Raw genomic sequence first — 5,512 nt, forward strand, 5'->3', positions numbered from 1 at the left:
TCGGCGACGCCGGCTAACACCAGACGCAACCCCATGGGGACCGGGGGAGACCCTGCGGGTCCTTGGACCGCTGCGCGGACGTCCTTTTCGGTTTTTTGTCTGTCTGGCCGGTCATCGTAGTTCGCTTCCGTGCCTACGTGCCCAGCTGCTCGGGCGCGGTCGCAGGCTCCCTTATTTCCCCCGACCAGCCGTGCACTTCGGCACTCCCGCTCTCTATCGATTCTCTTGCCAGCCAGGCAAAAAAATCAGTTGAGCGGAGAGTCTCATGCCCCAGTTCCCCGTCACCACCCGTCCCGAACGCACCAGCGATGACATAGCAGCCGATCGTAAAGCAGCCAACGCATTCNCACCGCCGCGCACCGCGCCGCACGACGGGATGCACGCGCCGCCCAAGCAGCCTTCAACGAGATTCCCGCTCGCGACGATTCCCGCCTTCGTCCCTACGTGCACGCCGCGACTATGAAACGCCTGTCGGCCCCCGGTATAACGCCCCGCCCAGTGAGTGAACGCCTCACAGCACGAGGCCAAGCCGACCGCTTCTGGACGCTGTGCCTCAACCCGACCGCCAAATTTCGTGCCGCCGCCCTCAACGACAACGACCAGCCCTTCAGCCAGTGGTTGCTCCTGCACCCCGGCTACGGGCCCCTGCAGGACGCGGCCGAAGGATACGCAGGGACGCTCCGACTGCCCAAGTCCCAACGATTCGTGCCCGGCTCGATCCGACCCGCAGGAATCAGCTACGACCGCGCACTGGAGATCGCCCTCGCCGCCCTCGACAACACCAACCACTAACCGCGGGTGAGACCGCCGCGCGGTGGCGGTCTCACCCGGTGAGGGGAAATATCCCCCTCACACTCCCCCACCGCGCGACGTTATCCACAGATCGCCTTGATCGTCGGCGGCCTCCGGCTTCCGCGCCTTAACGTCAAGGCCTACCCATCACGGACGGACCCTCATGCGTTTTCTCAAACTTGCCATCACCACCTACGGACACGACCGCTCCCGACCGGTCATCGGCGCCGACGACGTCTGGATCAACCTCGACCAGGTCGTCTCGATCGAAGAACAGCTCGACAGCAACACCTTCGCGGACGCCGTGCGCGAGGGACTCGCGCCGGAAGAGCACTATCCCTGCGTGGAGCTGACCACCTCGAACGGGAGCACACACCTCGTGTCGCTCGGCGTGTACCCAGATCAGTCCAGCGGCTTCGCCGCCCTTACCCGATTCATGCCCTTGCTCCTCGGCGGCAGCGATGAAGACGCTCAGCTCGTTGAGATCCGGTCAGACACCCCGTCGGTCAGGGCGTTCGGACCGTAGGCCTTTGTCAAATTTGACGCTGGAGGTCATTTTCACTTACGCATGCGGAGACCTGGCGCAACGAACGCATCTGGTTAAGTCCGTCGCCGTCTGTAAACCGAGCATTGCGCTGCAGTGAGGTCTTCTCGGTTTTTCAAGTGAGCGGTGGGGGCAGCCCCGACCAGCGTCGAACCGGTGGTTTTTCGAGTAAGAGCAAGGCTCCATCAAGGGCGACTGCTGAATGCCGGAATCGTCAATTTTCCCTGATTAGACTCGCTTTCCGCAGTCATCTACTTCCAATTCCTGTCATCCAATCTACGGAAGAGATACGGGGTGCGACCGCAGTCTCGGGAGCGCACACGCGGTATTGCTCGGGCGAAAGTAGACGTCCGCTAGGGTGGCGAAATGGAGTCGTCGCCATCAAGCCCACTCAAGGAGATCCTGTCCGGAGTCGAACCATCCGCGCTTTGGGCTCTTCTTTACGCTGCAGCGGCGTCACCGGAGCTGCGGGACAGATGGATCACCCTTAGTTTTGTTGTCGATGCGGTGCTAACGAACAGCGACACAGTTCCAGGAACCAGTCCCGTCCCTGACCTGAGCGCGATTTTAGACGCCGCGGTTGTCGAACACCCCGAGATCGAAACGATGGAGGACTACCTACCCTCAGATCCTAGGGACGAAGTAGTAGTGCGATTGGACGAAATTCTCGTGCGTTTGTTCCCGGGTGGCGTTGAGAGGCCGATCGCGGATGTCGATCGTGCTCTTCGAGTGGCTGCGGCCGTGGACCGCCCGCTTAAGGCGAAGCTGGGATTTGGAATCCAAGATCTCTTGATGGTTGTGCTGACTCACATTGATGACGATCTGAAATCAATGGCTCCCGCATGGCCGATTGCAGATTCCGACGAGCCCCTAGGAACATTGTCTGAAGCCGAGATAACCGCAGCAGTGGTCGCAATTGCCCAGCATGAAGCTCCGACTGGTGAAGGGGAGCAGCGAGCGCTCGCTTGGCTGACCGCCGAGGCGGAGCATCTTGAGTTTGAGCCGGGTCATCCGCAGAGCCCCTTTGGATCGACCATGCTCGTGCGAGTCCCCGGTGAGCCGAAAGCACGTTGGATGCCCTTATCGTTGCTCCCTGAAATGCTCACGTACGCAGTGGGGGAGTTGGCCTGTTCGGTTTCTGGTGAACTAGGAGTCGCCGGAGAGTTTGCGCGAAGCACTGCAGCTCTCGTTCGTCAGAAGCTGTGGCGATTCGGCAGCCTTATCATCGGATCCCCTGACACGCCTGCCGGACCATCAGTTGTGATCGGCGGCAACAATATTCAGTGGATACTGACTCAAGGTGCGCAACGTGCACTGGTCGTTCAAGTTCAGAGTACTCTCGAGGGCGAAATGGGAGCGCTTGAGTGGGAGGAGCCCGCGGTATTGGGTAGCTCTGAAACGGTGCGATCGGGAGCCCCGCAAAGGCTGCCCAATTCCCTTGTCACCATTCCTCAAGGTGCTGAAGTCGTCCCGCTTTTGATCGTGTCGACGGCGGACCACATCATGACCCCGTCTGGGTCGGGTTTGACCTCAATGTCGATGGATGACTTCACTTGGATTTCATCCTCGGCAAAGAGCGGTCTGGACCTTTACAACTTTGCCCGCGACATGGCTCGCGCAGATCTTCCCCACTACTTTGGATTTGAAACGATTGACGCTTGGGAGTGGTGGGTAGCGAACGGCAAGAGCTTCTTTTCAGGCGGTCTTGGCCCAACCTTCATGTCGATTGCGCCCCACGGAGGCTCTGCCGAGTGGGAGAGAGGTGCAGACCTAACAGTCGTAGAGCGAGCCCTAGCTGCTCTCGGTTTTCCAGGCACGCGCGAATGGGACATTGTCGAGAGAAGCGGTCGGATGCCCGCCAACGTACTTCGCTGGCGCGCCGGGCCTGGTGATTTCAACTATTCCGGATCGGAGTCAGTGCGTCCAGGCTCCTTTGAGAGGGGGGCTCTCGAGGCCTGGAGCGTGGGGGTCAGCGAGGTGCCGTGTGCCGTCATGTCCGCGTCGGAATTGTGGAGTCGGGAGGCAAGTTCACTCCTGCATGACCTAGCAGGAGCAATCACCTTCGGGATCCGAGCAATCGAGAAGGATTGGGGAGCCTCGTTGGGCGGGGTCGGCGTGGCAGCAGTTGCAATCGAGCTGCAACCGGCACCGGACTCTCTTGGTGGAGATCGATTCATTTCAGCACGGTGTCATACATTGAACGCTGGATCTATTGGCGATGTTCTCAAGGTGAGTTCCATCATCGACTGCGACGGCCTCATGAACGCCGGCGACGGTAAACCTGACGTGCTCCGGTTGCACATGGGATGGCTTATCGAGGACATACTCAAGCTTGGAGGAGTCGCGACCGATTTGGCGGCTCGCGCCCGCTTAGCCTGGAACGCAGCGCCGCCCACGCTCACGATCGACCTACTGTCCACGCCGACTGCTCGCAACGAACTCGCACCTCCAGTGGAGATCGATCTCGCCTATAAATCGACGGCGGAGCGCCTTGTCTCAACTCGGCTTCGCGAACTCGATGTAAGGCCGGGGGTGTATCGGGGAGACGACGCGAAACTGCTTGATCGAACCGCGTTGGCACCGATAGCCCTTGAGCTCCTGGAGGAGCAATTGGTTTCCTTTGCTATGTCGGCCGTAGTCGTACAAGGCATGGTGCAGCTTGAGCGTACCCTCGACCGTCGAGACATACTTCTTCGAAACATTCGGCGGTCGGCACGCGAACTCGAACTCGATTGGGATCCGATCGAGCAATACGAAGAAGCCCAATCCGAACACATCGAGCTTCGACGGGCTAACGAGGTACTGGTCGAGGCAGCGCTACGCACGGCCCCAGCAGGAATGAAAACGATCGATGACCTAGCGTGGGGTGAGCTTCTGGCAGTGGCAAACGTGTATCTGGACGCGACCACGCGAAGTGAAAATGTGCACCATCAGGTTCAACCGCTCGCGATCGAAGTCTCCAATTCCTATGAGGTACGGGCCGTTCCGGATAGGAAGCCGGATACGAGTCAAGGTTCGAGGATCCGGTATGACCTCGATCTGCAGTCCTTCAGCAGAGCGATAGCGAGGGAATCCTTCGATATCGATGGCGTCAATATGACGCCAGTTTCTGAGCAGCGACGGCAAGAGGTGAATGCCGCGATGCTCAATGCATTTGGATCGACACCGGAGGACATCTTTACCGTGCTCCATACGCTGGCTCAGTGGCGTTTTCAGCCTGAAGATAATGACGCGACGACCTCCACTCTCGCCGAGGTAGAAACATTCTTGTGTGAAAGCACCGTTCTAGGAGAGGATCCTGTTGGGGCGGCACGCCTGCGGGCCGCCCTAGGGATGTTGATCAGCACCTCAAAAGACATGAAAAGCGAGGACTGGAAACCCTGGCACGCGCGTACACGCAAACGGCGGCTGCTCGCGCAACCCGTTCCGATGCTCCCGAACGGTCAGATGGTCATTTCGCCGCACTATTTGATGGGCGCCCTGTCCATGTATCGAAGCTATTTGGAACAGGGTCTTCTGCCTTGGACCCAGCCCCAGGCGCCCGGCATGCTTGAAACAGCGCTCAACAATTTCCGCGATACAAAAAATATGCTGTTTGAGCGGGACGTGGCCCGCGAGATGACGGCAAACGGCTGGAGCGTGCTGACGAACATCAAGGAGACTAAGCCTGAGCGGCTCAATCTAGCTACTCTTAACACTGAAATCGATGTGGTCGCTGGCAAGGTTGGCGAGCGGACAATATGGATCCTGGAAGCCAAAGACCCTGCGACCGTCCACGCAACTCCGGAAATACGAAGGTCGCTGGACAACTTCGAACTTGATGGCTCGAAACCGAGCTACTCAACTCAACTATCGAAGAAGCTCGCAGATCTGAAACCGAATGCGGCCCAGGTGGCTCAAGCCCTCGCACTACCCGTTCGTTCCTCGGAGAACCCCTATGAGGTGCGTGCTCGATTTGTGACCCGTCACCCCGTTCCGGCGGCCTTCATTTCTGGGGAGTTCCAATTCAGCACTCTATCTACGCTGCTTGCGGACATTGCGGCGGACGCCGCGGGCACAGCTTGTTGAAGGCACAGCAGGTGCGGTCCTGCGGGCGGCATTGTCGGCGGACATGAGAAGCTGCCCGTAGGCGGCCACGGAATTGCCCGCTGACGGCCAGGAGATCTGCCCGTTGGT

The 5,512-nt window shown here is 59.4% G+C and carries 3 protein-coding genes; all 3 read left to right on the forward strand.

Going from position 1 to position 5,512, the window contains the following annotated elements; genetic code table 11:
- Positions 1-498: 498 nt before the first annotated feature.
- On the forward strand, positions 499-792 hold the full coding sequence (locus tag CXY78_RS00370; RefSeq protein WP_104087485.1) for a hypothetical protein: 294 nt from the start codon (positions 499-501) through the stop codon (positions 790-792).
- 163 nt (positions 793-955) lie between these two features.
- Complete coding sequence (locus CXY78_RS00375) at positions 956-1,318, forward strand: hypothetical protein (RefSeq protein WP_104087486.1); 363 nt, start codon at positions 956-958, stop codon at positions 1,316-1,318.
- Between the two features lie 672 nt (positions 1,319-1,990).
- Positions 1,991-5,404 (forward strand): hypothetical protein, encoded by a 3,414-nt coding sequence (locus tag CXY78_RS00380; RefSeq protein WP_158253223.1) that lies wholly within the window; start codon positions 1,991-1,993, stop codon positions 5,402-5,404.
- Positions 5,405-5,512: the final 108 nt, after the last annotated feature.

The organism is Cryobacterium sp. N19 (genome assembly GCF_002929595.1).
Taxonomy (GTDB): domain Bacteria; phylum Actinomycetota; class Actinomycetes; order Actinomycetales; family Microbacteriaceae; genus Cryobacterium; species Cryobacterium flavum.

Coding starts and splice junctions, on each gene's coding strand:
- CXY78_RS00375 (WP_104087486.1), top strand. CDS start 956: ATGCGTTTTCTCAAACTTGCCATCACCACCTACGGACACGACCGCTCC.